Here is a 25,361-nt window from a genome sequence, read left to right as displayed (position 1 = left end):
CCCGGGCGGCGAACGCGAACCGCTATGGCTTTCCGATGGGTTCCTGCTCCAGCTGCTTCAGTTCCGCCGGCAGATCGCGCTGGGGGTAGCGCGCCTGCAATGCCTTCAGTCGCTGCTCGGCTGCCTCCAGGCGTCCCTCACGGCGCAGCGCAAGAATCTCTCGCAGCGCCTGGAGCAACTCATCTTCCGTCTCGCTCGGCGCAGTCTTCTTCGCCATGTCGGCAACGCCACGCGGGGCCTCCGCCTTGCGCTCCAGCGAGCCGGGCATGTCCGCGCTCGCCCCGCCATAACCGGCGTTCGCATCGCCCGCCGCCTGGGACTCGGCAAGCGCGGCGTGCGCGGCCGGTGCTTCCTCCACCCGTTGCCGACTGAGCAGGCGACGTTCCGTCTGGGGCGATGCGCTGTAGCTGCTCACCGGCGCCGGTGCCAGCATCGGCGGCATGGTGTCCAATTCGCGCGGTATGTGTTCCAGGGTACGCATCGCCAGGCCCAGCCCCAGGCCGACGGTGGCCAGGCTGGCGAAGGCCACCGACCAGCGCGCGCGCGGATTACCCGCGAACAGCCAGACTCGCAGGCGGGCCAACAAGGTGGAACGGGGCGCCTGGCGGGCAGCCGCTTGGCGAGCGGCGCGGAGGATGCGGTCATCCAGCTCGGCCGACGGTTGTTCATGGGTGTGCCGACGATAGTGCTGCAACAGCTCCAGCTCGTCGGAATCGGGCCGTTGCGGAGTCTGGTTCATGCGGATACCTCCTCGGCGGCCGGGTCGGCCAGCAGCCGACGCAACTTTTGCAAGGCGTAGCGCAAACGGCTCTTCACCGTTTCCGCCGGCGTGCGGGTCAGCTCGGCGATCTCGCTCAAGTCCAGGTCACCATGGGCGCGCAGCAGGAACACCTCGCGTTGGTCGCCAGGCAATTCGTCGAGCGCCGCGCGCAAGCGCTGCTGATCGCGACTGAGGCTGAGGTGGCGGGCGGGATCGTCATCGCTGGACACCTCGCCGTGCACCTGCTCGTCATATTCGTCCTGCAATGCCTGGCGCTTGCCCTGCTTGCGCCAGTGATCGATCAGCCGGTTGCGGCCTATCTGGTACAGCCAGGTCTTGAAGCTCACCTGCTCGCGCAGCACGCTGTCGCTGCGGATCAGGCTCAGCCAGGTTTCCTGGAACACCTCCTCGGCCAGCGGCTGGTCGCCGCACAGGCCGCAGAGGAAACGGAACAGGCCGAGGCGATGGCGTTCGTAGAGCACGCCAAAGGCCTCGGCCTCGCCGTTGCGGTAACGCCGCAGCAAGGCGGCGTCGTCATCCGTGAAAAGCTCGCTCACATCAATCCGACCGGGCAGTAGAGGGAGCCTGAGTTTGCAGGCTCTGGGCCAATTCCACCAGTTGCACGAATTCGCCACGCAGGCCGAAGCGGTCGTCGCCACGCGCGCCGCGGGCCAGTTGGGCGCTGGCGGCCATGTCGAACGAGCCGGTGTATTGCCCGCCCTTGAGCTGCTGGGCGAAGGCCGCCACGGCGGCAGCGAAACGCAGGTCCTCGCTGGCACGGTCGATCGCGGGTACCTCGGTGCCGGCCTGGATCGGCACTTCCAGCAGTTTGCTGGTGGCGTGCCCAGGCGCCTTGTAGCGAATGCGCAGCCAGGCCATCTCGCCGGCCTTGCCCTCGGCCACCGGTGCGCTCTGGTAACGCAGCGGCTCGAGCCAGCCCTTGGCGCCACGCGGCACGACCTCGTAGAGCGCCGTGACGGTATGCCCCGCGCCGATCTCGCCGGCATCGACCTTGTCGTTGCTGAAGTCTTCGCGCTTCAGGGCCCGGTTTTCGTAGCCAAGCAGGCGGTATTCGCTGACTTGCGCCGGATTGAATTCGACCTGGATCTTCACGTCGCTGGCCACCGTCGCCAAGGTGGAGCTGAGCTGGTCCACCAGGACCTTGCGGGCCTCGCGCAGGTTGTCGATGTAGGCGTAGTTGCCGTCGCCGGCATCGGCCAGTTGCTCCATCAGGCGCTCGTTGTAGTTATCGACGCCGAAGCCCAGGGTAGTCAGCGATACGCCGGTCTTGCGCTTATCGACAGCCAGTTGCTTGAGCGCATCGAAGTCGCTGATACCGACGTTGAAATCGCCATCGGTGGCCAACAGGATGCGGTTGATGCCCTTGGCCAGATAGCCCTTCTGCGCCTGCTGGTAGGCCAGTTGGATACCCGACTCGCCAGCGGTGGAGCCGCCGGCCGTGAGCCGGTCGATGGCGGCGCGAATTGTCGCCTTCTCGCTGCCGGCGGTGGATTCGAGCACCACGCTGGCTGTGCCGGCATAAGTGACCAGGGACACGCGATCCTGCGGGCGCAGTTGGTCGACCAGCAGCTTGAGCGTGCCCTGCACCATGGGCAGGCCCTCGCGGCGGTCCATCGAGCCGGAGACGTCCACCAGGAACACCAGGTTGGCCGGCGGCAGTTCGTCCACCTGCATGTCGGATGCCTTGATCGCCACCCGCAGCAACCGGGCGTTCGGGTTCCACGGGCTGGTCGCCAGCTCGGTGCTCACGCCGAACGGCGTATCGCCCTTGGGCTGCGGATAGGCGTAAGGGAAGTAGTTGACCAATTCCTCCAGCCGTACCGCGTCCTGCGGCGGCAACTGGCCCTGATTGAGGAAGCGCCGGACGTTGGCGTAGCTGCCGGTGTCCACGTCGATGCTGAAGGTGGAAACCGGTGCCTCCGCCACCGAGTGCACCGGGCTGCTCTTCAACTTCTGGTACTGCTCGCGCGCTTCATCGCGATAGCCCGTCGGCGGTATCTCGCCCATCGGCGCCGGAGCGATCATGCGCTGCAGCGCCGGGCTGGAAGGCGCCGCATAGCCGGCGCTCTTGCTCAACTGATCGGCCAGCGGCTCGGCCTTGCGCTCCTCGGCCAGGCCGGAAGGGGCGGCATCGGGGCTGGGGGCCGACGCCGAGACCACACCCTCGTTTTTCGAGTTGCAAGCCACCAGGGCCAGTAGCAAACCGCCGGCGAAACCAGCCAGCAAAGGACGACGGACAACAAGCAGATAAGGGGTCATGGCGCTCTCCTGGGAACGAATGAATGATCCATTCGCCCCAGTAGACGAAGCGCCGTGCTCGAACGGGTTAACCGATGCGCATTCTTTCGCTCAGAACGTCGAGCCGCTGTCCTGGCATAGTTGCTTGGCCAGCATGCCCAGGGTCATCAACGCCCGCTCCGACTCGCGATTCCAGGGAATCCCGCAATTGATGCGAATGCAATGGTTGAACTGCTCGGTGTTGCTGAAGATCAGTCCCAGCGCGATGCTGATGCCCTGGCGCAGCGCCCGGACATGCAAGTCCTTGGTATTGACCCGCGCCGGCAGACTGACCCAGAGAATGAACCCGCCGCTCGGCCGGGTCATCTGCGTGCCCTCCGGGAAGTTCTGCTGCACCGCCAGCTGGAAGGCGCTGAGATTCTTACGGTACTCCTGGCGGATATAGCGCAGGTGACGATCGTAGCCACCGTTCTCCAGGTATGCAGCCACGCCCATCTGGGTGACGCTGCACGCCGAATGGGTGCTGAAGGTTTGCAGGCGCTGGATTTCGTCCTGATACCTGCCGGCGATGATCCAGCCGATGCGCACACCGGGCGACAAGGTCTTGGAGAAACTCGAACAATAGATCACCCGGCCCTCGCGATCATGGGCCTTGAGCGCCCTGGTCCGCCCCTGCTCGAACATCAACTCGCCGTAGATGTCGTCCTCGACGATCTGGATATTGAAATCCCCGGCCAGGCGCAGCAATTGCTTCTGCCGCGCTTCCGGCATGGTGCCGCCAAGCGGATTGCTGAGCCGCGCGGTCAGTACCAGCGCCTTGATCGGCCACTGATTGGCGGCCAGTTGCAAGGCTTCCAGGCTGATGCCGGTGGACGGGTCGCTGGGTATCTCGATCACCTTCAGCCCCAACAGGTCGGCCAATTGCAGCAGGCCGTAGTAGGTTGGCGACTCGGCGGCGATCAGGTCGCCCGGCTGGGTCAGCACGCGCAGCGACATCTGCAGCGCATCCACGCAGCCATGGGTGATAACCACGGCGGAAGGGTCGACCACCACCCCGGCATCGCGCATGCGAATGGCCACCTGCCGGCGCAGCGGCTCGAAACCGGGGCTGAACATGTAGCTGAAAGCCCGCGGGCTCTGGAAACGGGTGACCTTGGCCAGTTGCTGATGCAGCGCCCGCACCGGCAGGTAGTCCACATGGGGCACCGCCGCGCCGAGCGGGAATACCCCCTCGCGGCGGGACTCGGTGAGTACCTGATTGATGATGCTGCTGCGGGTGACCAGGCTCGGCTGCTCGACGCGGGCGATGTCCGGGGTCGGCGCCGTCAAGGCGGGCGTCTGGTGAACGTAGAAGCCGGACTGCGGCCGCGCGCGGATCAGGCCCTGATCCTCCAGATTGGCATAGGCCTGCAACACGGTGGCATGGCTGACATTGAGCTGCGCACTCATCTTGCGCACCGATGGCACGCGCTCGCCGGGCCGATAGACGCCGCAGCGAATATCCTCTGCCAACTGCTGGGCAATACGCTGATAGAGCAACAGATTGGTCATCGCAACACCTCCCGCATCACTGAACCGAAACAGTATCCGAATGCAAGAAAACTGCACCGATACAGATCCATCCATTGTGGACGATACAGTGGCAACTGTCGCAGAGGGCCATAAAAGTCCTGTCCGCAGCTACTCTGGCGTAGTTGGGAGGAGGTTGGTGTTGAGCGCAGCGAAGCCCAATAAGGGCGCACAGCCCCCCGGAAGGGACTGACCTTCGCGGGGTCCCGTTGGGCTTCGTCGCTTCGCTCCTAAACCGAAACCTACGGAGCGCGCCGCTTGCGCACCGACCAACAGACACAAGACCGGCGACAAACCTGCCAGCCCGGTATCAAGCAGCCCCGTCCCGAAAATTCGCGAAAACCATACAACCGCGGAGCAAGAGGGACAGCCGGGGGCTTGCAGGACGGCAGTGCAGGATCAGCGGCTGGGAGACAGCTCGCCGTTTTCGTCGGAAAACACGATTTCCACTCGACGGTTCTGCGCGCGCCCGCGGGAGGAAGCATTTTCAGCCACCGGGAACGCTTCGCCATATCCTTTCACTTCTATACGCTTGGGATCGATGCCGAGGTCAATCAACTGATCGGCAATCGCCTGCGCGCGCAAGCGGGAAAGCTCCAGGTTCTTTTCGGCATCGCCGCGGCTGTCGGTATAACCTTCGATGCGTACCACCCGCCGTGGATTGAGCTGGAGGAACTGCACCAGCTTGAGCACCGAGCGGTAGGCCGCCGCGTTCAGTTCGGCGCTGCCGGCCTCGAACAACACATCGCCCAGGGTCACCACCAGGCCACGGTCGGTCTGGTTGGTGGCCAGGCTGAGCATTTGCTCCTCCAGCCAACGACCATGCTGTTGCGCACTGAGCAGCTTGGCTTCACGCAGCGCTAGCTGCAGGCGGTCACGTTCCAGGGCCAACTTGGCGGCACGCTCCTGGTTGGCATTCAGCGCCGCATGCTCACGGGCTATCTCGCTGTAGCGCTGGCTGAGATAGGCATAATGCGCCACATCGTCGGCACTGCCCCAGTAGCTGGAAAGCCGATCGGCGCGGGCCAGGGACTCGCCCGCGCGAATTACGTCCTTCGGTGCGCTGCGCAGTACATCCGGGTCTTCCTTCACGCTCTGGAAGCTCATCCGTGCCTGTTCCAGCGCTTGCTCGCTGCCCTGCTGAGCAGTACAACCGCCCAACACCGCCAGCCCGATCAATAGGCTGGAAAGGTAAATACCACGATTCATGGCTGATCCCCCAACTGCGCACGCAGGCGGTTGATCCGGTAGATCAGCGCATCCAGCTGCTCCTGGCTCTTTTGCGTCAACAATCGCGCCTCGGCCAGACGCACATCAAGCTCGGCCTGCTCGGCCAGCACACGAGCGCGCTTGTAATCTTCCTCGGCCATGTTCTTCTGTGCCCTGGCGTACTTCGCCTCGGCCATCACCAGCTCGGGGATTTTTTCGTCGGCGCCAAGCGCCTTGGCCTGGGCTAGGGCCTGCTCGGTCAGCTGCATCTGTTCGACCGGGGCCGGATCACTGGCACAGCCGGCCAGGGCCAGCATGGCCAGAAGGACGGGGAAAAGTGGCTTGCTCACGAATGCATCCTAGGGAGTTGTATCACTGGCCGGCTGGAGCTGCTGTTCCTTCCAACGCTCAAGATTGCGCTGCAACAGAGCTTCGGGCAGGCCGGCGCTGGACAATTCTGTCATCTTTTTCGCCAACTGTCCGCGCAGCCACGGTTCGTTGCAGGCCGAATTATGGGACAGGGTCAGGTACAGACCCTCGCTGGAAATCGGCGGTTCCAGCACTTCGAGGTCATCTTGCATGCCCAGGGTTTCGGCTAGTGCCAGGCCGGGGTAGCGCTCGTAGAGCACATAGTCGGTGCGCCCGAGCAACAGCTTCTGCAGGGCCTGGGTCAGGCCAGGGACCTCCTCGATATGCAGATTGGCCTTGGCGAAGGCATCGAAGAGCTGGCCGAAGCTGTTGTTCACCAGCGTCCCCCCCTTGCGGCCACGCAGGTCGTCCCAGCCGCTGTAGGTGAAGGCACTTCCGCGCTTTACCCAGACTACGCTGGGGGTGTGGTAGAAGGCGGGGTGGACATAATCCATCACCTCCAGACGCGGCAGCGTGAGAAAGGCACCGACGATCAGATCGACCCGACCGGTGCGCACCTCTTCCTGGGCGCGCGACCAAGGCCCGGTGTAAAGCACCTCAACCTTGAGGCCAAGCTCCTTGGCGATGTGCTGGAGCAGATCCGCATTGGCACCGATCAGGTGCCTCGGGTCTTGGGGATCGCGCCAGAGATAGGGCGGATACTCCGGATTGCCGGTCGCCACCAGGCGCTCGCACCTGCCGGCCGCCGAGGCCAACCCGGAGAACAGGAGGCTCAGCAAAATAGCGGTCAGAAAAACATGATTCACCATAAGGGCTTCTCGCCTGAACGTTCGATCGGCTAGGCAGCACGCCAATCGCACGGAACCATCGTCGTGTTAGCGTAATCCTCGAACTACCAGAAATAAGGATATGCCATGAGAAAGATACTGCTCGGCTTGACACTGACAGTCGCCGTTGTTGCTGGTGTGCTGTACGTCTCCCCCGCCGCCCTGTTCGCCAGTGTGCAATTCGTCGAGCGTCAACTGGCCGGGCTCAGCGCCAAGCAGATGACCGTGGGCGATCTTAACATCCATTACTACGAAGGCGGCCCAGGGGACGGAGAAGTCATCCTGATGATCCATGGCTTCGGCGCCAACCGCGATAACTGGTTGCGCTTCTCCCGTCACCTCACCGACCGCTACCACGTCATCGCGCTGGACCTGCCCGGATTCGGCGAGAGCAGCAGGCCGCAAGGCAGCTACGACGTCGGCACCCAGACCGAGCGTGTCGCTGGCTTCGTCAAGGCACTGGGAATTTCTCGCTTGCATCTGGTCGGCAACTCCATGGGCGGCCACATCGCTGCACTCTATGCCTCGCGCTATCCCGAACAGATTCTATCGCTGGCACTTTTGGATAACGCCGGGGTGAAAGCGCCGCAAGACAGCGAACTGTACAAGCGCCTGCAACGTGGCGAAGACAACCCGCTAGTGGTGAGAAAGCCGGAGGATTTCGACCGCCTGCTGAACTTCGTCTTCGTCGAACCACCCTTCCTGCCGGACGGCCTGAAGCAATCCCTCGCCCAGCAGGCGATAGCCAACAGCGCGCACTATGAAAAAGTGTTCGCCCAACTGGTGCAGCGCCCTGTCCCGCTGGAACCGGAACTGCCGAAGATCCAGGCCCCAACCCTGCTGCTCTGGGGCGAGCAGGACCGCGCACTGCATGTCTCCAGCATCGAAGTCATGCGCCCGCTGCTGAAACAGCCGACCGTAGTGATCATGCCGGATACCGGACATGCGCCGATGATCGAACGACCAGAACTGACCGCCAGGCACTACCGCGCCTTTCTCGAACAGAGTCGGCGTTGAGCAGGCAATAAAAAACCCGCTCGATGAGCGGGTTTTTTTGAGCGAAAGCGGGATTAAACCAGCTTTTCCAGCTCGGGCACTGCTTCGAACAGGTCGGCGACCAGGCCGTAGTCAGCCACCTGGAAGATCGGCGCTTCTTCGTCCTTGTTGATCGCCACGATCACCTTGGAGTCCTTCATGCCGGCCAGGTGCTGGATGGCACCGGAGATGCCGACCGCGATGTACAGCTGCGGCGCGACGATCTTGCCGGTCTGGCCGACCTGCATGTCGTTCGGCACGAAGCCGGCGTCGACAGCAGCGCGGGATGCACCCACAGCAGCGCCCAGCTTGTCGGCCAGGGCGTAGAGGTGCTTGAAGTTGTCGCCATTGCCCATGCCGCGGCCGCCGGATACGACGATCTTGGCAGCGGTCAGTTCCGGACGATCGGACTTGGCCAGCTCTTCGCCGACGAAGGCGGACTTGCCGGCATCGGCCGGGCCGGATACCGCTTCAACGGCAGCGGAACCACCTTCGGCAGCCACCGCGTCGAAACCGGTGGAGCGCACGGTGATCACCTTGATGGCAGCCGAGGACTGCACGGTAGCGATGGCGTTACCGGCGTAGATCGGACGCTTGAAGGTGTCGGCGCTTTCAACGGCGATGATCTCGGAGATCTGGTCGACATCCAGTGCAGCGGCGACGCGCGGCAGGATGTTCTTGCCGTTGCTGGTAGCGGCAGCCAGGATGTGGCTGTAGCCCTTGCCCAGTTCGGCAACCAGCGGCGCGACGTTTTCCGGCAGCTGGTTGGCATAGGCGGCGTTGTCGGCCAGCAGAACCTTGGACACGCCAGCGACTTTGGCAGCGGCTTCGGCGGCAGCAGCGCAACCGGCGCCAGCGACCAGCACATGGATATCACCACCAATCTTCTGGGCAGCAGCCACAGTGTTCAGGGTGGCAGCAGCCAGGGCGGCATTCGTGTGTTCAGCAACAACCAAGATAGTCATTTAGATTACCTTCGCCTCGTTCTTCAGTTTCTCGACCAGTTCAGCCACGGACTTGACCTTGATGCCGGCGCTGCGAGCAGCAGGCGCTTCGACTTTCAGGGTCTTGACGGTGGAAGCGGTGGAAACGCCCAGAGCGTCCGGAGTAACGGTTTCCAGCGGCTTCTTCTTGGCCTTCATGATGTTCGGCAGCGACGCGTAGCGCGGCTCGTTCAGGCGCAGGTCGGTGGTAACGATGGCCGGCAGGTTCAGCGCAACGGTCTGCAGACCGCCGTCGATCTCGCGGGTCACGTTGACCTTGTCGCCTGCAACCTCGACCTTGGAGGCGAAGGTGCCTTGGCCGAAGCCGGTCAGGGCGCCGAGCATCTGGCCGGTCTGGTTGTTGTCGCTGTCGATGGCCTGCTTGCCCATGATCACCAGCTGCGGCTGCTCCTTGTCGACCACGGCCTTCAACAGCTTCGCCACGGCCAGGGAGTTCAGTTCCTCGCTGGTGTCGACCAGGATGCCGCGATCGGCGCCCAGGGCCAGAGCGGTACGCAGCTGCTCTTGAGCGGCATTCGGACCGATGGATACAACGACAATCTCGCTCGCCACGCCCTTCTCTTTCAGACGGACGGCCTCTTCCACGGCGATTTCGCAGAAGGGGTTCATGGACATCTTGACGTTGGCGAGGTCGACGCCGGAATTGTCCGCCTTGACGCGAACCTTGACGTTGTAGTCGACCACTCGTTTGACAGCTACAAGAACCTTCATGGATTCCTCGTTACTCTCCGGTGAATAAGAATGTCGCCAAGGCGAGCCTGGCCGGTGATGCAGGTCGGCCGGAACCGACGATGAGCCCATACGGCGAGCGCAAAACCGCCCGTATCTTGACCGCATCACCCATCACGGTCAATAAGGCGAATACCCCGTCATAAGCCGCCGAAGCCTGATTCTATCAGGCTTTTACGAAATTCAAACAAACGTTTGTATTGGACCCTTCAGAGGCTCCGGATATAATGCCCTCGCTCAGGTCAAGGAACGAGCCTGGCCCTCCACCATAAAACAGCGAAAAGCCTTGAGGAGATAGCCTGTGGAACGCGAATACATGGAATTCGACGTCGTCATCGTCGGCGCTGGCCCGGCTGGCCTGTCCGCCGCTTGCCGACTGAAGCAGAAGGCCGCCGAAGCGGGCCAAGAAATCAGTGTCTGCGTGGTCGAGAAAGGTTCCGAAGTCGGCGCCCACATCCTCTCCGGCGCAGTCTTCGAGCCGCGCGCCCTGAACGAGCTGTTCCCCAACTGGAAGGAGCTGGGCGCCCCGCTCAACACCGCCGTCACCGGCGATGACATCTACATGCTCAAGGACGCCGAGAGCGCCATCAAGGTTCCCAACTTCTTTGTGCCCAAGACCATGCACAACGAAGGCAACTACATCATTTCCCTCGGCAACCTGTGCCGCTGGCTGGCGCAGCAGGCCGAGAACCTCGGCGTGGAAATCTACCCGGGCTTCGCTGCCCAGGAAGCGCTGATCGACGAGAACGGTGCAGTTCGCGGCATCATCACCGGCGACCTCGGCGTCGACCGCGAGGGCCACCCGAAGGAAGGCTACTACACCCCCGGCATGGAGCTGCGCGCCAAGTACACGCTGTTCGCCGAGGGCTGCCGCGGCCACATCGGCAAGCAACTGATCAATAAATACGACCTGGCGTCCGAGGCCGATGCCCAGCACTACGGCATCGGCATCAAGGAAATCTGGGATATCGACCCGTCCAAGCACAAGCAGGGCCTGGTGGTGCACACTGCCGGCTGGCCGCTGGATCTGGTCGGCAATGATAACACCGGCGGCTCGTTCCTCTACCACCTGGAAAACAACCAGGTCGTCGTCGGCCTGATCGTCGACCTGTCCTACAGCAACCCGCACCTGTCGCCGTTCGACGAGTTCCAGCGCTACAAGCACCACCCGGTGGTCAAGCAGTACCTGGAAGGCGGCAAGCGCGTGTCCTACGGTGCCCGCGCCATTTGCAAGGGCGGCCTCAACTCGCTGCCGAAGATGGTCTTCAATGGCGGTGCGCTGATCGGTTGCGACCTGGGCACCCTGAACTTCGCCAAGATCAAGGGCAGCCACACCGCGATGAAATCCGGCATGCTCGCCGCCGAAGCGGTGGCCGATGCACTGTTCGCCGGCAAGGATGGCGGAGACGAACTGACCGGGTACGTCGATGCGTTCAAGGCCAGTTGGCTGTACGACGAGCTGTTCCGCAGCCGCAACTTCGGTGCGGCGATCCACAAGTTCGGCGTATTGGCTGGCGCAGCGTTCAACTACATCGACCAGAACATCTTCGGCGGCAAGATTCCGGTCACCTTGCATGACAACAAGCCTGACCATGCCTGCCTGAAGACCGCCGCCGCGGCGCCGAAGATCGATTATCCGAAGCCGGACGGCAAGCTCAGCTTCGACAAGCTCAGCTCGGTATTCCTCTCCAACACCAACCATGAAGAGGAACAACCCTGCCACCTCAAGCTCACCGATCCGAGCATTCCGATCGAGCAGAACCTGCCGCTCTACGACGAGCCCGCGCAGCGCTACTGCCCGGCCGGCGTATATGAAGTGGTGAGCAACGAGGACGGAAGCAAGCGCTTCCAGATCAACGCGCAGAACTGCGTGCACTGCAAGACCTGCGACATCAAGGATCCGGCCCAGAACATCACCTGGGTGGCCCCGGAAGGCTCCGGCGGTCCGAACTATCCGAACATGTAACAACATAGCGATATGAAAAAGGCTCCTTCGGGAGCCTTTTTCTTGCCTGCGGATATCAGTCCGGTAGCGGCCCTATCGGGAAGAACTGCCCGTCGCTCCATAGCCCCAGCCACTGTTTACCGTCGACTTCCCGAGGCACCGCCAGTTCCACCAGTTGGTAGAACACGTTGCGATGGATCAGGGCCTCCAGATTGCTGCGCACATGAACGTAGGGCGCCGGCTCGTCGGTAGTGGGGTCCAGTTCGACCCGGATTGCATGCTCCCGGCCTGCCGTCACCTCATCCTCGACATTGGTGGTGAAGTGCAGGACCTGACCTTCTCCCTCGCCCTCCACCTGCACACTGACCGCCACGAACGGTGCGTCATCGACCGTGATACCGACCTTCTCTACCGGCGTGACCAGAAAATAGTCGTCGCCGTCGCGACGGATGATCGTGGAAAACAAGCGAACCATCGGCTTGCGACCAATCGGCGTGCCCAGGTAATACCAGGTGCCGTCGCGGGCAATGCGCATGTCGATGGTGCCGCAGAAATCGGGATTCCACAGATGCACGGGCGGCAACCCCTTCTTCTCGCCCTTGGGAATCTGCGACAGCAGGTCGCCGGCCTTGCCCGAATCGTTCATTGCGTGCTCCTTAGCGGCTCAGGCCAAGCAGGCGCCGGGCATAGTCGCGCAGCGGCGGGCCCAGCAGGTCTTCCGGCTTGGCATTGTAAAACGTCAGGAAACCACCGCGACTACTGATGCGCGCGGTATCCACGAGATAACGGGTGCCGGTTTCGATCAACATCAATTGGATCACACCACGGTCAATACCGAGGCGATCCAACGCCTCCTCATCTGACCACTCGTCCCAGTTGCCGATGCGGTCATCGGCGCTGGCGAAACGCGTGTACAACAGATAATGCGCGCCAACACGGCGGGCCTCCGCAAGAGACTCCTCCAGCCCGGCAGGCGCCTTGGCCCGCCGCACCAAAGGGAAATACTCGACGAACCCTTTGAACGCCTCTTCGGCCACCACATTCGGCCGCGGGTAGGCCGTGCCCGGCGGCACGAAATGCCCCTGGGCGATATAGATGAACGAATCCGCCTGCAGACGCCAGGGGCTGGCGCGACGGATTTCACTGTGGTCGAGCACACCAACATCGCCCAGGTGATAGCGCCCGACTTCGGCCATATCGCTGACATTCATGCAGCCGCCCAAGACCGACAACAACAGTGACAGGATCAAGCTACGCATTGCAGTTCCTCCATGCGCCGGCGACGGAAAACCGGCGGATAGACGACCGATGCAGCTTCCGCGCCATCAAAGTCCGCGCTGCCACTCCTCGCGCAAGCGCGCCTGCTCCGGACGCTCGATGGCCTCACGGACCTGGGCCAGCAAGCGCGCCTTGTCGGCCCCCAACAGCCCCTTGAGCACCAGATAGTTGGAGGCGTGGTCGCTACGAAACACCGTATCGCGCAACTCCAACCCCTGCAGCAGGCGCTCCAGCTCGACGAACAATGCCGGCTGATCGAGCACCTCGAAGTCGGGGAACCCCTCACGAAGGCGAGCGTCGCCCATGGGGAAGCTGACCACCAGGATGGACAGGAATTCCGGCTGCGCCGCATTCATCAGCCGTGCCGAGTTGTCCGCATGCTGGGCGCTCAGCGCCCTGCCGCCGAGCCCGTTGAGAATCATCACCGAACGGGTGATCCCGGCCTGCCCCAATTTGTCCAGCGCACCCAGGCTGGAGTCGAAGGTCTCGCCCTTGCTGATACGCGCCAGCACCTCGTCATCGCCGGACTCGCAGCCCACATAAGCCATCTTCAGGCCCGCATCGGCCAGCTCTTTCAGTTCATCGACCGACTTCTTGCGCAGGTTGCGCGGCAAGCAGTAGCTGGAGACGCGCTCCACCTCGGGCATGTGCTGGCGAATCGCCTGGAGAATGGTCAGCAACCGCCGGGTTGGCAGCACCAGCGCATCGCCATCGGCAAGGAATACCCGCTGCACGATCATGCGTTCGCCGCAGCGGCGGATCTCCTCCAGCACCTCGGCCTCGTCGCGGGCACGGAATTTCTTCTGCGGTGCGGTATACATCTCGCAGAACGTGCACTTGTTCCAGGAGCAGCCGTTAGTGACCGGCAAGATCAGCGAGTGAGCCTCGCTCGGCGGACGGAATACCGGCTCGATGTAAGCGATGGGAAATTCGGCTATCGACATACCAACTCACTGACGGGCGGCAACTCAGCCGCCGATGATTTTCATGACCGTGACGCCACCAGCGAAGGCCAGGTCCTGCTTGTCGGCAAGCGCCTTGACCAGCAGCCGCTGCAGAGCCGGTAGCGCCTGGTGCCGCGGCTTGTCCAGCAGATCGCCGACATAGTGCCGGTTGCCGGAAGACAGGCAGCCATACAGCCAGCCGGTGGAAGACAGCCGCAGGCGCGAGCAGGTCCGACAGAACGGTACGCTCTCGTTGGCGATCACGCCAAAGCAGCCGCGACCGGGTATCTCATAACGCAGTGCAGTGGCATCCAGCGGCGCATCCGCCTGAACGAACTCATGGCGCTCGCCAATCAGGCTCAGCAACTCCGGCATCCCGGCGAATTGCTGACGGAAGGCATTGGCATCACGCGCCAGGTGGCCCATGCGCATCAACTCGATGAAACGCAATTCGAAGCCACGCTCCAGGCAATAGTCCAGCAGCGGCAGCACCTGATCCAGGTTCTGCCCGCGTAGCGGCACCATATTGACCTTGATCTTCAGCCCCGCGGCACGCGCCAGCTCCAACCCCTGCAGCACCCCCGCCAGGTCCCCGCCGCGGGCGATACGGCGGAAGGCATCCGGGTCCAGGGTATCCAGGGAGACATTCAATCGGCGAAGGCCGGCATCCAGCAGCAGCGGCAGCTTGCGCGCCAACAGCTGGCCGTTGGTGGTCAGGCTGATGTCCTGCAGACCCAGATCGCAAACCTGGCGTAGAAACACGTCCAGCTTGGGACTGACCAGTGGCTCGCCGCCGGTAATGCGCAAGCGCTCGATGCCAGCGGCTTCGATCAGGTAGGCCACACCGCGGGCCATGGCTTCGGCGGAAAGCTCGTCCTGGGCCGCCACCAGGCGTTTGCCATCCGGCACGCAATAGGTGCAGGCGTAGTTGCAGGCGGCGGTCAGGCTGACCCGCAGATTGCGGAAGCGCCTGCCCTGGCGGTCGACGATCATGGCGCGCTCCGACGGGTGAAGATCCCGAGTATATCCCCAGGACCGCCCCGCCAGCAGACGGCGCCTGCCGTTATAGGCGGTCTGAATATCGATAAACGGTGGCTGGATCAGTCACGCTTGCGCTTGTTGCCCATGCGCACACCGATGTCCATGAGGAACTGGAAGAAGCCCTCCTGGTCTTCCAGAACGTTGCTCCAGAATGGCGAGTGGTACAGCGCCACGGCACCGTGCACCAGCGCCCAGGCGGCGCAGTAGTGGAAATACGGCGGCACGTCCTCCAGCTTTCCTTCGGCAATGCGCCCCTTGATCAACTGGGTCAGGTGCTCGAAGTTGGACGCACGGATCTTGTGCAACTGCTCGACCATTTCCGGTACCTGATTGCCCTTGACCACCTTCTCTTCGAGGCGGTCGAACAAGCGATAGCGCTGCGGATCGCGCATGCGGAACTCGAAATAGGCTCGGGACAAGGCTTCTTTGTCCTGATCCACATCGGCAGAGAGCAGCAGCTCGTTCAGGTCGCGTTCATAGTCGAGCATCAGGCGCAGGTAGATCTCCGCCTTGGATTTGAAATGCTTGTAGATGGTGCCTTTGCCGATACCGACGGCGTCGGCGATCATCTCTACGGTAACGCTGTCCTCGCCCTGCTCCAGGAACAGTTTGAGCGCGGTATCGAGGATTTCCTGCTCGCGGCGACGAAACTCGCGAACCTTACGGGGTTCTTTCTGCATAAAGGGACTGCGGGGTCAAATTTCGAAGCGGCGTATTATGCCTATTTAGCGCCAAATTGCACGGATCATCCGACCATGTATGCCTTTCAAGACGAATTTCCCCTGGCCCACGGGCTACGTTATCTGAACCACGCGGCCGTCGCGCCCTGGCCGAGACGCGCGACGCTGGCGGTGCGAGCCTTCGCTGAACAGAACTCGATCGTCGGAGCACGGGACTACCCGGACTGGCTGAAAGTCGAACACCGCCTGCGCGAACGCCTGGCGCACCTGTTGAACGCGTACAGTACCGCAGATATCGCCTTGGTCAAGAACACCTCGGAGGCCCTATCCTTCGTCGCCTTTGGTCTGGACTGGAGAAAGGGCGACCAGGTAGTCATCAGCGACGAGGAGTTCCCGTCGAACCGCGTGGTATGGCAGGCACTCGAGCCGCTGGGAGTGGAAGTCGTCCAGGTCAGCCTGCAAGGCGACGATCCGGAAGCGGATCTGCTCGCCGCTTGCGGGCCGCGCACGCGGCTGCTGTCGATCAGCGCAGTGCAATACGCCAGTGGCCTGCGCCTGGACCTGGCACGGCTGGGCAGCGGCTGCCGCCAGCGCAGTGTGCTGTTTTGCGTGGATGCCATCCAGCAACTGGGCGCCCTGCCCTTCGACGTGCGCGCCGCCGACTGCGCCTTTGCAATGGCGGATGGACACAAATGGCTGATGGGGCCGGAGGGACTGGGAGTGTTCTACTGCCATCGCGATCTACGCGAGCAACTGAAGCTGCACGAGTACGGCTGGCACATGCTCGAACACGCCGGCGACTACGACCGCCTCGACTGGCAACCGGCGCGCACCGCACGGCGCTTCGAATGCGGCAGCCCGAACATGCTCGGCGCCATGGCCCTGGAAGCCAGCCTGTCGCTACTGGAGGAAATAGGCATGGTCGCCGTCGGCAAGGCCCTCGTCGAGCGCGTACAGCGGCTGGAAGACGGCCTGCGGAGCCTGCCCGGCTGCCAGCTGCACAGCCCAGGCGACCCGGCACGGCGGGCGGGCATCCTGACATTCAGCCTGGATGGCTGGGACAAGCAAGCCCTCTTTGAACGCCTGAAGTCCGAACAGGTGGTTTGCGCCCAGCGCGGCGGAGGCATTCGCTTCTCGCCACACTTCTACACCGAACCCCAGGTGATCGAGGAAACCCTGGCACTGCTGCACCAGATCGCGAGGGGCTGAGTGCTCAGCAGTACACGCGGTATTCCAAATTTGTTTAAAAACGAGGCGAACCCGCCTGGACGCTCAGCAATCTTCGCCAATACTTCTACTTACTGACGTGCGGCATCTCCCCCCAAGTGCCCCGTCAGCGAAGGTACCGTGGACCGCGTACCTTTTGTTTTACTCCTAATGGTCTTAACCCGGATTCATCCCCCAGAACCCGGGTTTTTTTTGCCCGCAATTTGGCACGAGCGCTTCATTGCATACCCTTTGCCAACGGGAACAGTCGATGGAAGTTTTCGGTTGTCTGCCTGGCCAGCGTTTCGAGATTCACCCCGCGCAGTTCGGCAAGACATTCCGCTACCTCGCGCACGTACTGCGGCAGGTTGGACTTACCCCGGTGAGGCACTGGCGCCAGGTACGGCGAGTCGGTTTCTACCAGCAGTCGGTCGGCCGGCACCTGGCGGGCGACGTCGCGCAGCGCCTCCGCATTGCGAAAGGTGACGATCCCGGACAACGAGATGTAGAAGCCCAGGTCAAGCGCGGCCTTGGCCATCGGCCAATCTTCGGTGAAGCAGTGCAGGACGCCGGCCTGGGATAGCGCGGCTTCGCGGAGCAATGCCAGGGTATCGGCGCGCGCCTCGCGGGTATGCACGATCACCGGTTTGCCGGTGATCTGCGCGGCCCGCAGGTGCAGGCGAAACGCCTGCTGCTGAAGTTCGGCGGCCTCCGGCTCGTAATGATAATCGAGGCCGGTTTCGCCAATGGCGACCACGCGTGGATGGTCCAGCTCACCCAGCAGCCAGTCCAGCGCTGGCGCCGCGCCGGGTTCAAGATCCAATGGGTGCACGCCGACCGAACAGTGCACATCGGCATAGCGCTCGGCCAGGGATTTGACCGCGCCCGCATTGTCGGCGCTTACCCCGATGCAGAGAAAATGCCCGACACCGCGGGCCCGGGCGGCCTCCAGGGCGGCGTCGAGGGAACCGCCGTGGACGGTCAGATCGAGCCGGTCGAGATGGCAATGGGAATCTACAAGCATGCAAGAACCTCAGGCGGCACCGAACTCCAAGCGCGAAACCCGAAGCGAAGAGCGATGGCTCGTTGACGGCTTGCAGCTCGGAGCGTGTGGCTGCCGTTACATCGTATGGGTGGGACGGTCGGACTTCAGCGCACCGGCCAAATAGGTCTCGATCTTGTTGCGCGCGGTATTGTCGCCGTCGTTGAACTGCACGCCGACACCGGCGGCGCGGTTGCCCTGGGCACCCTTGGGAGTGATCCAGACCACCTTGCCGGCCACCGGAATCTTCTCCGGCTCATCCATCAGATTGAGCAGCATGAAGACTTCGTCGCCGAGCTTGTAGCTCTTGTTGGTGGGGATAAACAGGCCGCCATTCTTGATAAAGGGCATATAAGCGGCATACAGCACGGACTTGTCCTTGATGGTCAGGGACAGGATGCCGTTACGCGGGCCCAGATTGGGTGGCAAGCTCATTGAAGGGTCCTAGCTCACAAATGGCAATGGTTGATTCTAGCCCGGTCCAGGCAGACTTGCCCACCGCACCAGCAAGGCTTCGAGAAGCAAGACACGGTTGAGGTTGGCCTTGCCGAGCACTTTCTGCCGCTGCTCCAGCAGCCAGTCCTGCGTGCTCAACAACTTGGCCTGGGGCGTCTTGTCCGCCAGGTACTGCACCACCTTGCGCATATCGGCCAGACCCAGGGCCTGTTCGTCGCGCGCCAACTGATAGCGCAGCATCAGCTGCGCCCAGTCACAGAACCAGTCGAACAGGAGAATCAGCGAGACCTCCTTCCAACTTTCCGCGAGCTGACTGGCGCCAGCCTGCTGCTTCAGCAGCCGCTTCACGCCATCCACTACCTGGGCACGCTGCTCGAGCACTCCCTGCCCATGCAGGCTCACGGCGCTGAGCGGCGACCCTCCGGCCAGGGCCAACAACTCGCGACGCTGCTCCTCGCTGCAATCGGGCAGTGACGACGCCAGCCAGGCCAGGCTGGCGTCGTCGCCGGGCAACGGACAGGCCTGCTGCACGCAGCGACTCTTCACCGTCGGCAGAAGCCGGCTGGGCTGGTGGCTGATCAGCAACAACACGGTATCCCCGGACGGCTCTTCCAGGCTTTTCAGCAAGGCATTGGCGGCATTCAGGTTCATGGCCTCGGCTGGCTCCAGCAACACGACCTTGCGCCCTCCGAGCTGGGCGGTCTGGGTGACGAAGGCCACCAGCTCGCGAACCTGATCGACGCGGATCGCCTTGTCCACCTCTTCCGGCTCGAGCACGAAGTTATCCGGATGCGTGCCGGCCGCCAGCAGATGGCACGCCTTGCATCGGCCGCAGGCTTCGAGCCCGGCGGGCTGCTGGCAGAGCAGCCGAGCCATCAGGCGCTCGGCCAGCGCACGCTTGCCGATCCCCGCCGGACCATGCAGCAAATAGGCATGGGCGTGCTGGGCGCGGCTCGCCAGCTGCTGCCAGAGCGACTCCTGCCAGGGAAATGCTTCAGCCATTGCAACGCTCCAGCAACTCCGGCAACAGCGCATCCAGCGCCTGCTGCACGCGTTCCAGCGGCTGCGCCGCATCCAGCACGCGATACCGCTCAGGAGCTACGGCGGCGCGGTCCAGATAGGTGCGACGCACTGCTTCGAAGAAACTCCGATCTTCCCGCTCGAAGCGGTCCAGCACACCGCGAGCCGAAGCACGCGCCAATCCCACCTCCACCGGCAAGTCGAAGACCAGGCAGAGATCGGGGCGCAGGTCGCCTTGCACGAAGGTCTCCAGTGCGGCGATGCGCGCCATGTCCACGCCCCGCCCACCGCCCTGGTAGGCGTAGGTGGCGTCGGTAAACCGATCGCAAAGCACGCTGCAACCGCGAGCCAGCGCTGGCCGGATGACCGAAGCGAGATGCTGGGCGCGAGCGGCGAACATCAACAGCAATTCGGTATCGGCAGCCATCGGCTCATCGCCGGGCGCCAGTAGCAACTCGCGAATGCGCTCGGCCAAGGGTGTGCCGCCGGGCTCGCGGGTAAGCAAGACCTCGATGCCCTGCTCACGCAGGCGTGCCGCCAGGTACTCGCGGTTGGTGCTCTTGCCCGCACCTTCAGGGCCTTCGAGGGTGATGAACAGACCGCTCACGGATAGTCCTTATTCATTGCGCGCCCGCGGCAAGGGCGCCGGACTCGAACGGTAATCGGCGCGGCGCTTGAGTTGGTATTCGCGAACCGCTCGATTATGCGCGTCGAGGCTGTCGGAAAAGACATGACTGCCATCGCCACGCGCGACGAAATACAGGCTCTTGCCATCCACCGGGTTCAGAGCGGCATGAATCGCCTCCCGCCCGACCATGGCAATCGGCGTCGGCGGCAGGCCGGGCTTGACGTAGGTGTTGTAGGGCGTCGGCGCCAGAAGCATGGCACGGGTCAACTTGCCGTTGAACCGTTCGCCGAGCCCGTAGATCACAGTGGGGTCGGTCTGCAGCAACATGCCCAGCTTCAAGCGTCGAATGAACACGCCGGCGATCTGCCCACGCTCCTCCGGGACCCCGGTTTCCTTTTCGATGATCGACGCCATGATCAATGCTTGATACGGCTTGCGGTAGGGCAAGTCGGCGGCGCGCTGTTGCCATTCCTCGTCGAGAACCATTTCCAGGCGCGCATAGGCCTGTTTGAGCAGGTCCAGATCGCTCATGCCGCGGACGAAGCGATAGGTATCGGGGAAAAACCGGCCTTCCGGGTGCTTGCCGGGCTGGCCCAGCCGCTTCATCAGTTCGGCGTCGCTGAGCCCATCGAGGGTCTGCTCCAACTTGCTCTCCCGCGCCAGCGCTGCGCGCACCTGGCGGAAATTCCAGCCCTCGACCAGGGTCAGGCTGTATTGCACCACCTCGCCACGGCGCCACAGTTCGATCAACTCACCGGCGCTCATGCCAGGGCTAAGGCGATATTCGCCGCTATGCAGCGTCTGTCCGGCCAGATTGAAGCGCCAATACTGGCGCAGCCAGAACGCTCCACTCAGCACACCCTCGCTCTGCAGGTGATTGAGCAGACCGCTTGGCGTAGAGCCCACCGGCACTTCCAGCAGATAGTCGTCGCTCAATTGCAGAGGCTGCTCTAGGGCCGTGCGCTGCTGCCAGGCCACCAGCGCCAGCATCAAACCAGCGAGCAGCACAGCGCTTTCCAGCAGCAGCAAGAATTTGCGTATCAACACTAAGAATCCAGAAGATCGCCAGCCAGGGCCTGCAGTTTACGGGTCAACGGACCCAGCGGCCAGCCGTGCTCGCCCAATGTGCGAACTGGCCAGATTCCATAGAGACTGTTGCAGAGAAACACCTCGTCCGCGGCCAGCAGCTCAGCATAGGCGATATCCCTGACGGCGATCGCGATACCCTGCGCTTCGGCTCGCGCCAGCAACTCCGCCCGCATCACCCCGGCAACACCGCAGCGGGACAGGTCGGCGGTCAGCAGGGTACCGTCACGGACCAGGAACAGATTGCTGAACACGCCCTCGATGACCCGCCCGGAAACATCCCGCATCAAGCCTTCGGCATGCTCGGCATCCTGCCATTCGGCACGAGCCAACACCTGCTCGAGGCGATTGAGGTGCTTGAGTCCCGCCAACAGCGGTTGTTCGCTCAGTCGAGTGCTACAGGCATACAAGCGAACGCCCTGCTGTGCATAGGTCAATGGCCATGCCGGCAAGGGGCTCGCCAGGAGGATGCGACGCGGCCGCGCGGACGCTGGCGGGGCGTACCCACGGAGGCCGTCGCCACGGGTGAGGATCAGCTTGGCGACCCCCTCGACCAGTTCGGCGCAAAAAGCTTCTAGCTCTTTCCGGACCCACGCGCCATCGCAGGCAATGCCCAGGCGTGCGCAACCCTCGAGCAAGCGCGCCAGGTGCCTGTCGAGCAAGAGTGGTCGGCCGGCCCTGACGGCGATGGTTTCGAACAAACCATCGCCGTAGGCCAGGCCGCGATCCATGAGGGCAACCCCTTCAGCGGGGCGACCATCGACCCACGCAGGCAGCCCTGGCATCACTCGGCAAACCGGCGGAACACCAGCGTGCCGTTGGTACCGCCGAAACCGAAGGAGTTCGACAGCGCCACGTCGATCGGCAGGCTCTTGGCCTGGTGCGGCACGAAATCCAGGTCGCAGCCCTCGTCCGGCTCATCCAGGTTGATGGTCGGCGGGGCGACCTGGTCGCGGATCGCCAGGATGCTGAAGATGGCTTCCACCGCACCGGCAGCGCCGAGCAAATGGCCGGTCATTGACTTTGTGGAACTGACCGCCAGCCGATAGGCATGTTCGCCGAACACGGTCTTGAGTGCCGTGGCTTCGGCAATATCGCCGGCCGGAGTCGAGGTGCCATGGGCGTTCACATATTGCACCTGGTCGACATTCAACCCGGCATCCCGCAAGGCATTACGAACGCAACGCGCGGCACCGGCTCCGTCTTCCGGCGGGGCAGTCATGTGGTAGGCGTCACCGCTCATGCCAAAGCCGATCAACTCGGCATAGATCGTCGCCCCACGGGCCTTGGCGTGCTCGAGCTCCTCGAGTACCAGCGCACCAGCCCCATCGGCCAGGACGAAGCCATCACGTCCCTTGTCCCAAGGGCGGCTGGCGCGGGTCGGATCGTCGTTGCGCGTGGAGAGCGCACGAGCCGCACCAAAGCCGCCCAGGCCCAGACCGCAGGACGCCATCTCAGCGCCGCCGGCGATCATCACGTCAGCTTCGCCATAGGCGATGTTGCGCGCCGCCAACCCGATGCAATGGGTGCCCGTGGTACAGGCCGTGGCGACGGCATAGTTCGGCCCTTGGACACCCAGATGAATCGACAGGAATCCGGAAACCATGTTGATGATCGAGCCCGGCACGAAGAACGGCGAAATCCGCCGCGGCCCTTGCTCGTGAAGCGATTGGCAGTTGTTCTCGATATTGGTCAGACCGCCGATACCGGAGCCAATCGCCACGCCAATGCGCTCTCGGTTGTCATCGGTGACCTCCAGGCCCGAGTCGCGCACGGCCTGAAAACTGGCCGCCAGACCATACTGAATGAATAGGTCGAGCTTACGGGCCTCTTTCGCCGAAAGGTATTGCTCGACATCGAAACCCTTTACCGAGCCGCCAAAACGGGTGGAATAGGCGGAAAGATCCACATGCTCGATCAGACCGATACCACTGCGACCGGCCAGAATGCCCTGCCAACTGCTTGGCACATCGGTGCCCAGTGGCGACAACATACCCATTCCGGTGACCACAACGCGTCTACGCGACACAGCAATCTCCTCTCATCCATTACCGCGCATCACTGCGCGTCTAAAGAAAAAACCGCACGCCTGGTTAGGGCAGTGCGGCTTTTCCGAGTCGGGAACCGACGATTACATCTTATTGCGCATGCGCGTTGATGTAATCGATGGCCTCCTGAACTGTGGTGATTTTTTCAGCTTGCTCGTCCGGGATTTCGGTTTCGAACTCTTCTTCCAGAGCCATCACCAGCTCAACAGTGTCAAGAGAGTCGGCACCCAGGTCCTCGACGAAGGAAGCGCTGTTGGTTACTTCCTCTTCTTTGACGCCAAGTTGCTCGGCAACGATCTTCTTGACGCGTTCTTCGATGGTGCTCATACCTTGTTTTCACTCCTATGGAAAAGTCGAGGCAGCTAGTCTGCGGCCAAGTGTATAGAAAGGGTTTTCTGCTTTTCAAGCTGAATGCTGAACCCTTGGAAGACCATGTACAACGATCAGCCTATAAACCTGTTGCAGCTTTATAACGGATTTTAGACAGCTCGTATGACAGTTATTCGAAGGGTTTCGTCACATTCAAGCCATATACATTCCGCCATTCACCGGGATAGTAGCCCCAGTGACGTAAGCCGCGCCATCCGAAGCGAGAAACGCGACGACCTTGGCAATCTCATCGGCCTGGCCCAGGCGCCCCAGCGGGATCTGGGACAGCATGGCTTCACGCTGGGCATCCGGCAGCTCACGGGTCATGTCGGTGTCGATGAAGCCGGGGGCCACCGAGTTGACGGTGATCGAGCGCGAACCCACTTCACGGGCCAGCGCCCGGCCGAAGCCCTCCAGCCCGGCCTTGGCAGCCGCGTAGTTCACCTGCCCGGCATTGCCCATGGCGCCGACGACTGAACCGATATTGATGATCCGACCCCAACGAGCTTTGGTCATGCCGCGCAGAACCGCCTTCGACAAGCGATAGAGACTGCTGAGGTTGGTATTGATGACATCGTGCCACTCCTCATCCTTCATGCGCAGCATCAGGTTGTCGCGCGTGATGCCGGCATTGTTGACCAGAATCAGCGGCTGGCCGAGGTGCTGCTGAATGTGTTCCAAGGTGCTGGCCACCGACTCGTCGTTGCCGACGTCCAGCACCAGGCCTGCACCTTCGATGCCATTGGCCTTCAGCGTCTCGGCAATGCGCTCGGCGCCACTGGCCGAGGTCGCGGTACCGATCACCACGACCCCCTGGCGACCCAACTCCAGAGCGATCGCCTGGCCAATGCCACGACTCGCCCCAGTCACCAGTGCGACCTTGCCTTGCAGACTCATAAGCTTCTCCTTGTTCAAGCCAACGCCGCGCGAGTGGCGACGAAGGCATCCGGGGTATCCAGATTGAGTGTGCCAATACCTTTGACACACCGCTTGTTCAGGCCCGACAACACCTTACCAGGACCACACTCGACCAGGTTCGCCACACCGTTGTCGGCCAGGCAAACCATGGACTCCACCCAACGCACCGGGTTGTATAACTGCGCCAGCAAATCACGCTTGAGCGTATCCAGATCGGCGACCACCGCTGCGCTGACATTCTGCACCAGCGGAATCTGCGGCGCCTGCCAGCTCAACGCCTCGATGGACTCGGCGAAGCGTTCGGCCGCAGGACGCATCAGCGCACAGTGGGACGGCACGCTGACCGGCAACGCCATGGCCCGCTTGGCGCCGCGCGCCTTGCATGCCTCGATGGCCCGCTCGACCGCAGCAGCCGCGCCAGCGATTACCACTTGCCCGGGAGCGTTGAAGTTCACCGCACTGACGACTTCGCCTTGTGCCGCCTCGGCACAGGCGGCCAGCACGTCGGCATCCTCCAACCCCAGAATCGCGGCCATACCGCCCTGCCCGGCCGGCACGGCCTCCTGCATCAGCTGGCCGCGACGCTCAACAAGCTTGACGGCGTCGGCAAAACCCAGGCTACCCGCAGCCACCAGTGCGGAATACTCACCTAGACTGTGACCTGCAACATACGCTGGACGCGAGCCCGACTCGGCCAGCCAGAGGCGCCAGAGCGCAATGGAAGCGGCAAGTATCGCCGGCTGGGTCTTGTCGGTCTGGTTGAGTTGCTCTTCCGGCCCCTCCTGAGTCAACGCCCACAGATCGTAACCGAGCGCTTCGGAAGCCTCTTGAAACGTATCGAGGATCAACCGCTGCTGCGCGCCCTGTTCAGCGAGCATACCCAGGGATTGCGAACCCTGGCCAGGAAAGACAAATGCAAAGGATGCAGACATATGAACG

27 protein-coding genes are annotated in these 25,361 nt (G+C 62.8%); 3 read left to right on the top strand and 24 right to left on the bottom strand.

Annotated features, from left to right (window positions below; translation table 11 throughout):
* Positions 1-22 precede the first annotated feature (22 nt).
* The 7 genes from ACWKV7_RS08625 to ACWKV7_RS08595 form a co-directional block, all read right to left on the bottom strand.
* A complete protein-coding gene (locus ACWKV7_RS08625; protein ID WP_483857251.1) occupies positions 23-739 on the bottom strand; it encodes a hypothetical protein in 717 nt (238 codons plus the stop codon).
* Positions 736-1,317: an RNA polymerase sigma factor gene (locus tag ACWKV7_RS08620; protein ID WP_483857250.1), complete on the bottom strand. Its 582-nt coding sequence runs from the start codon at positions 1,315-1,317 to the stop codon at positions 736-738. Before ACWKV7_RS08620 ends, ACWKV7_RS08625 begins: the two co-directional genes overlap by 4 nt.
* 1 nt (position 1,318) lies before the next feature.
* Complete coding sequence (locus tag ACWKV7_RS08615) at positions 1,319-3,040, bottom strand: vWA domain-containing protein (RefSeq protein ID WP_483857249.1); 1,722 nt, start codon at positions 3,038-3,040, stop codon at positions 1,319-1,321.
* 90 nt (positions 3,041-3,130) lie between these two features.
* Entirely contained in the window at positions 3,131-4,570 is a 1,440-nt protein-coding gene (locus ACWKV7_RS08610) for an aminotransferase-like domain-containing protein (RefSeq protein WP_483857248.1), read from the bottom strand.
* A gap of 417 nt (positions 4,571-4,987) precedes the next feature.
* On the bottom strand, positions 4,988-5,797 hold the full coding sequence (locus tag ACWKV7_RS08605) for an OmpA family protein (protein WP_483857247.1): 810 nt from the start codon (positions 5,795-5,797) through the stop codon (positions 4,988-4,990).
* The gene (locus tag ACWKV7_RS08600; RefSeq protein WP_483857321.1) at positions 5,794-6,114 is read right to left on the bottom strand and encodes a DUF4398 domain-containing protein; all 321 of its coding nucleotides are present in this window, start codon (positions 6,112-6,114) and stop codon (positions 5,794-5,796) included. The genes ACWKV7_RS08605 and ACWKV7_RS08600 overlap by 4 nt, the downstream gene beginning before the upstream one ends.
* A 42-nt stretch (positions 6,115-6,156) precedes the next feature.
* Positions 6,157-6,975, bottom strand: a complete 819-nt coding sequence (locus ACWKV7_RS08595; RefSeq protein WP_483857246.1) for a substrate-binding periplasmic protein — start codon at positions 6,973-6,975, stop codon at positions 6,157-6,159.
* A 105-nt stretch (positions 6,976-7,080) separates the two neighbouring features.
* Between ACWKV7_RS08595 and ACWKV7_RS08590 the strand changes: the two genes are divergently transcribed.
* On the top strand, positions 7,081-8,010 hold the full coding sequence (locus ACWKV7_RS08590) for an alpha/beta fold hydrolase (protein WP_483857245.1): 930 nt from the start codon (positions 7,081-7,083) through the stop codon (positions 8,008-8,010).
* 53 nt (positions 8,011-8,063) lie between these two features.
* On the opposite strand, the gene ACWKV7_RS08585 is transcribed toward ACWKV7_RS08590, so the two are convergent.
* Both ACWKV7_RS08585 and ACWKV7_RS08580 read right to left on the bottom strand, forming a co-directional pair.
* Positions 8,064-8,993 (bottom strand): electron transfer flavoprotein subunit alpha/FixB family protein, encoded by a 930-nt coding sequence (locus ACWKV7_RS08585; RefSeq protein WP_483857244.1) that lies wholly within the window; start codon positions 8,991-8,993, stop codon positions 8,064-8,066.
* Positions 8,994-9,743 (bottom strand): electron transfer flavoprotein subunit beta/FixA family protein, encoded by a 750-nt coding sequence (locus tag ACWKV7_RS08580; protein WP_483857243.1) that lies wholly within the window; start codon positions 9,741-9,743, stop codon positions 8,994-8,996.
* A 319-nt stretch (positions 9,744-10,062) separates the two neighbouring features.
* On the opposite strand from ACWKV7_RS08580, the gene ACWKV7_RS08575 reads away from it, so the two are divergent.
* Positions 10,063-11,727 (top strand): electron transfer flavoprotein-ubiquinone oxidoreductase, encoded by a 1,665-nt coding sequence (locus ACWKV7_RS08575; protein ID WP_483857242.1) that lies wholly within the window; start codon positions 10,063-10,065, stop codon positions 11,725-11,727.
* A gap of 55 nt (positions 11,728-11,782) precedes the next feature.
* On the opposite strand, the gene ACWKV7_RS08570 is transcribed toward ACWKV7_RS08575, so the two are convergent.
* The 5 genes from ACWKV7_RS08570 to ACWKV7_RS08550 all read right to left on the bottom strand — a co-directional run bounded on the left by ACWKV7_RS08570 (position 11,783) and on the right by ACWKV7_RS08550 (position 15,649).
* On the bottom strand, positions 11,783-12,352 hold the full coding sequence (locus ACWKV7_RS08570) for a DUF1285 domain-containing protein (protein ID WP_483857241.1): 570 nt from the start codon (positions 12,350-12,352) through the stop codon (positions 11,783-11,785).
* 10 nt (positions 12,353-12,362) lie between these two features.
* Complete coding sequence (locus tag ACWKV7_RS08565; RefSeq protein ID WP_483857240.1) at positions 12,363-12,965, bottom strand: DUF4823 domain-containing protein; 603 nt, start codon at positions 12,963-12,965, stop codon at positions 12,363-12,365.
* A gap of 66 nt (positions 12,966-13,031) precedes the next feature.
* Positions 13,032-13,928, bottom strand: a complete 897-nt coding sequence (locus tag ACWKV7_RS08560) for a radical SAM protein (protein ID WP_483857239.1) — start codon at positions 13,926-13,928, stop codon at positions 13,032-13,034.
* Between the two features lie 24 nt (positions 13,929-13,952).
* Positions 13,953-14,921, bottom strand: a complete 969-nt coding sequence (locus ACWKV7_RS08555; RefSeq protein WP_483857238.1) for a GTP 3',8-cyclase MoaA — start codon at positions 14,919-14,921, stop codon at positions 13,953-13,955.
* A 107-nt stretch (positions 14,922-15,028) separates the two neighbouring features.
* A complete protein-coding gene (locus ACWKV7_RS08550; RefSeq protein WP_483857237.1) occupies positions 15,029-15,649 on the bottom strand; it encodes a TetR/AcrR family transcriptional regulator in 621 nt (206 codons plus the stop codon).
* Positions 15,650-15,724: 75 nt separating this feature from the next.
* On the opposite strand from ACWKV7_RS08550, the gene ACWKV7_RS08545 reads away from it, so the two are divergent.
* A complete protein-coding gene (locus tag ACWKV7_RS08545) occupies positions 15,725-16,858 on the top strand; it encodes an aminotransferase class V-fold PLP-dependent enzyme (protein WP_483857236.1) in 1,134 nt (377 codons plus the stop codon).
* A gap of 235 nt (positions 16,859-17,093) precedes the next feature.
* On the opposite strand, the gene ACWKV7_RS08540 is transcribed toward ACWKV7_RS08545, so the two are convergent.
* The 10 genes from ACWKV7_RS08540 to fabD form a co-directional block, all read right to left on the bottom strand.
* The gene (locus ACWKV7_RS08540; protein ID WP_483857235.1) at positions 17,094-17,879 is read right to left on the bottom strand and encodes a TatD family hydrolase; all 786 of its coding nucleotides are present in this window, start codon (positions 17,877-17,879) and stop codon (positions 17,094-17,096) included.
* A gap of 96 nt (positions 17,880-17,975) precedes the next feature.
* Positions 17,976-18,332: a PilZ domain-containing protein gene (locus tag ACWKV7_RS08535; RefSeq protein ID WP_003245164.1), complete on the bottom strand. Its 357-nt coding sequence runs from the start codon at positions 18,330-18,332 to the stop codon at positions 17,976-17,978.
* A gap of 36 nt (positions 18,333-18,368) precedes the next feature.
* The gene (locus ACWKV7_RS08530) at positions 18,369-19,355 is read right to left on the bottom strand and encodes a DNA polymerase III subunit delta' (protein WP_483857234.1); all 987 of its coding nucleotides are present in this window, start codon (positions 19,353-19,355) and stop codon (positions 18,369-18,371) included.
* Entirely contained in the window at positions 19,348-19,980 is a 633-nt protein-coding gene (gene tmk, locus ACWKV7_RS08525) for a dTMP kinase (RefSeq protein ID WP_483857233.1), read from the bottom strand. The genes ACWKV7_RS08530 and tmk overlap by 8 nt, the downstream gene beginning before the upstream one ends.
* A 9-nt stretch (positions 19,981-19,989) precedes the next feature.
* Entirely contained in the window at positions 19,990-21,045 is a 1,056-nt protein-coding gene (mltG, locus tag ACWKV7_RS08520; RefSeq protein ID WP_483857320.1) for an endolytic transglycosylase MltG, read from the bottom strand.
* 2 nt (positions 21,046-21,047) lie between these two features.
* Positions 21,048-21,872: an aminodeoxychorismate lyase gene (pabC, locus tag ACWKV7_RS08515; protein WP_483857232.1), complete on the bottom strand. Its 825-nt coding sequence runs from the start codon at positions 21,870-21,872 to the stop codon at positions 21,048-21,050.
* Positions 21,872-23,116, bottom strand: a complete 1,245-nt coding sequence (gene fabF / locus ACWKV7_RS08510; protein WP_483857231.1) for a beta-ketoacyl-ACP synthase II — start codon at positions 23,114-23,116, stop codon at positions 21,872-21,874. Before fabF ends, pabC begins: the two co-directional genes overlap by 1 nt.
* A gap of 109 nt (positions 23,117-23,225) precedes the next feature.
* Positions 23,226-23,462, bottom strand: coding sequence for an acyl carrier protein (acpP, locus tag ACWKV7_RS08505; RefSeq protein WP_003283670.1), 237 nt, complete (start codon positions 23,460-23,462; stop codon positions 23,226-23,228).
* A 195-nt stretch (positions 23,463-23,657) separates the two neighbouring features.
* The gene (gene fabG / locus ACWKV7_RS08500) at positions 23,658-24,401 is read right to left on the bottom strand and encodes a 3-oxoacyl-ACP reductase FabG (protein ID WP_483857230.1); all 744 of its coding nucleotides are present in this window, start codon (positions 24,399-24,401) and stop codon (positions 23,658-23,660) included.
* Between the two features lie 14 nt (positions 24,402-24,415).
* Positions 24,416-25,354: an ACP S-malonyltransferase gene (fabD, locus tag ACWKV7_RS08495; RefSeq protein ID WP_483857229.1), complete on the bottom strand. Its 939-nt coding sequence runs from the start codon at positions 25,352-25,354 to the stop codon at positions 24,416-24,418.
* Positions 25,355-25,361: the final 7 nt, after the last annotated feature.

The organism is Zestomonas ipomoeae, assembly GCF_057128665.1.
This window is presented reverse-complemented; position numbering and strand designations above follow the sequence as displayed.